Source organism: uncultured Lamprocystis sp. (assembly GCF_903933125.1).
Classification (GTDB): domain Bacteria; phylum Pseudomonadota; class Gammaproteobacteria; order Chromatiales; family Chromatiaceae; genus Thiodictyon.
In genome coordinates this window covers 1-2,776 of the sequence record NZ_CAIZIZ010000516.1, presented here as the reverse complement: position 1 = coordinate 2,776, position 2,776 = coordinate 1, and the positions used below count along the sequence as shown (strand labels likewise).

Genomic DNA, 2,776 nt, shown 5'->3' with positions numbered 1-2,776 from the left:
TTTACCCTGCTGGCCAGTGTCATCGACACCTGTCGGCAACGCCAGCACTCGCCCTGGAACTACCTGGTCAAGGCCATCACTGACCGGCGCCAGGGGTTGTCGCTGGCCCCCCTGCCGCAGGTGAGGGTCTGAACGATTACGTCGTCGCGTCTATCGGTACCTGAGGTTGATGTAATGCCAATACGTTTCGACGACAGCCTGCAGGCACTCTCACTGGTTATTATGGAGCAACTTGGCCCTGACACGCTGGAACGCGGGGTCGTATTGCGGGACGCCAGTGGCCGTCTTGCTTTCTTCGCGCCAGATCCATTGGATCCGGCAACGATCGAGCGCGTCGCACAGCACTTGCGCGAGAAACTTGGTTCCTATGCCCGTTTCGATCGGGTGGTGGCAGATTGCAACGATTTCGGCGCATCAACAATCCTCTGTGACGCGACCGCCCTGCCGGTGTTGATCGGCGCATCGCGTACCCGACTGCTGGACCGTCGGATGGTCGGTGCCGACTGGCTGCGCGCCCCGGCACCCATGTCAGCCCAACCTCGCCGGTTCGTGTTTGCGAGTTTGAAAGGCGGGGTGGGTCGTTCGACCGGCTTGGCAGTCGCGGCAGTCGCTCTCGCGTCCCGAGGATTGCGGGTGCTGGCGATCGATTTGGACATAGAGGCGCCCGGACTCGGACCCATGTTGCTGGATCCGGGAACACTGCCCGAGTTCGGGGTTCTTGATGCCTTGGTCGAAAACGGACTTTCTGGATTGGACAACGCCTTTCTGGCCGACTTGGTTGGTCCGTCCGCGTTGGCGGGCGGACGCGGACGCATTGATGTAATCCCGGTGCTGGGCAGGCGATCACTGGAGAACCCGGCGGATGTGCTTGCCAAAATCGCGCGCGCTTACATAGAAGATATCGGTCCGGATGGTGCCGTGGCAACGTTGCGCGATCAGATCGCGACGCTACTCGATCGGCTCTCGGATGCGGCCCGCTACGACGCGATCCTGGTGGATGCCCGCGCTGGCTTGCACGAGACCACTGCGTCCTCCCTGCTGGGACTGGGCGCCGAAGTGCTACTGTTCGGACTGGACGAACCTCAGACTTTTCAGGGATTCCGGGTCTTGCTCGCCCATCTCGCCCGCTTCGGAGATCCGGCTGAACCGGCGCCCGAATGGCTCTCCCGCATCAACCTCGTTCAGGCCTCGATCAAGATTCCGGCCGCTTGGGCTCGCCGGGTGCGTCGTCAGGCCATCCTGGCCTGACACCGTCAGGGCTGGAAGCCCTGACGACGCACGCCGCTGGCCGGGATTACGATCAAGGCCCTCGTTCAGGGCAAGGCCCCCCCCGAGACTCACCTGCGCCAAGCCTTCGCTGAACGCTGCCGGGACCTCGCCGTAGAGGTCGGGCTGGGTCCGCGTGCAGCGCCGGTCGCACCGTTGGTGACGCCGGCAGAGCCCTTTAGTGATATCCCATGGGATGACGAAGCCACTGACGAATCGGTTCTCTTTGAAGAGGACTGGACGTTGCGGGACCCTATCGCAATACTCGATGATTCGCGATTTCGCGGCTTCGATCCGATGGCGCGCCGCGATCTGCTCGAGAGTAAAATCTATGAAACCACATTCGGATCTCTCCTGGATCTGATCGATCAGTGCCTGCCGAATGACCTGGAGACGCGCTCGTGAAGCCTCAAGCTGAGGATCATCATTCCATTCGGCGTGCCATTGCCGCGATCCCTGGGGATGTCTCCAACGACGCGGTCGGTATCAATGTCGCAAACATCGAAGACATTTACGCACCCGAGAGTCACTCCGCCGCGCTGGATCCAAATACTCCGATCGTACTCGGCCATCGCGGTACCGGCAAGAGTTTTTGGGCAAGAGACATTTGCGCTGCGGCGTTTTTCGCGGACGCGCCGGGACCGGGGTCGGCGCCAGACGGGCTGACGCACAGTCATTTCCTGGTGCGCACCGACGCAATCGGGTCGCCGCGGCGCCTCTTTGAGAATCATTCTCAACAACTCTGTTCCGCGGACAGCCGCGCCCGCAGGCGACGCGTGGGCGGCCTGGCCGAACGCGGCAGTCGGTGAGGGGGCTATCCGGTCGCGGGGATGGGCTGAACCAGCGAACGCATTTGTTCGGGGCGACCGGCTTTGACGTGTCCCAGCGCCATGGCCATCATGACCGCCAGCGCCAAGCCGACGCGCGTCTGCATCTTGGCCAGGCCGCGAATGAAATGCCGCTCGAAGCCGAAGCTGTTATCGATGCGGTTATTGATCCGCTCCAAGGCGCTACGACGGTTATAACCGCGCTTCCAACTGGGACTGCCATAGGGCGTCGGCACGAAGATGCGCCGATCATGGTCGGCGAGGCTGATGCGCACGATGCGCCCGTAGTCGCCGGGCGTGACCCCGCCGGCCTGATGGCACCGTTCACGACCCTGGCAGTCGAGCCCAAAGGCCGCGGCCGGACAGCGGTATTTGAGGGTGTCACGATCGGCCTCGAACCCCTGGAAGGCCAAGTCGCGTTGCACGCCGGTGGCCGGGCAGATGCAATGAACGCGGCCTTTCTCCGTATGGACGATGGTATCGACCCGCGTGGGGAACAGGGGACGGGTGATGGGCTTGCTGGGGTCATAGTCGGGGTGCTCCTTCTCCTCGCGCCACAGTTCGCGGGTGTCGATGAGCGGGCGGATGTCGTAGCGGTCCCACAGCAGGGCCTTGGTCTCGGCACTGTCGAGGCCGCGATCGGCGCTGAAGTCGCGGCAGCGCGCGGCCAGTTCGGGGGTCTC

Annotated in this window: 3 protein-coding genes and 1 pseudogene; 3 read left to right on the top strand and 1 reads right to left on the bottom strand. The window is 63.2% G+C overall.

Going from position 1 to position 2,776, the window contains the following annotated elements; all coding sequences use genetic code 11:
• Nucleotides 1–174 precede the first annotated feature (174 nt).
• From QZY03_RS28230 to QZY03_RS28220, 3 genes are all read left to right on the top strand, one after another.
• On the top strand, nucleotides 175–1,248 hold the full coding sequence (locus tag QZY03_RS28230) for a division plane positioning ATPase MipZ (protein ID WP_295587092.1): 1,074 nt from the start codon (nucleotides 175–177) through the stop codon (nucleotides 1,246–1,248).
• Between the two features lie 177 nt (nucleotides 1,249–1,425).
• A complete protein-coding gene (locus QZY03_RS28225) occupies nucleotides 1,426–1,671 on the top strand; it encodes a hypothetical protein (protein ID WP_295587090.1) in 246 nt (81 codons plus the stop codon).
• Complete coding sequence (locus QZY03_RS28220; protein WP_295587088.1) at nucleotides 1,668–2,075, top strand: hypothetical protein; 408 nt, start codon at nucleotides 1,668–1,670, stop codon at nucleotides 2,073–2,075. The genes QZY03_RS28225 and QZY03_RS28220 overlap by 4 nt, the downstream gene beginning before the upstream one ends.
• Before the next feature lie 5 nt (nucleotides 2,076–2,080).
• Here the strand turns inward: QZY03_RS28220 and QZY03_RS28215 are convergent.
• A pseudogene (locus QZY03_RS28215) lies at nucleotides 2,081–2,776 on the bottom strand (transposase); the annotation flags it as partial.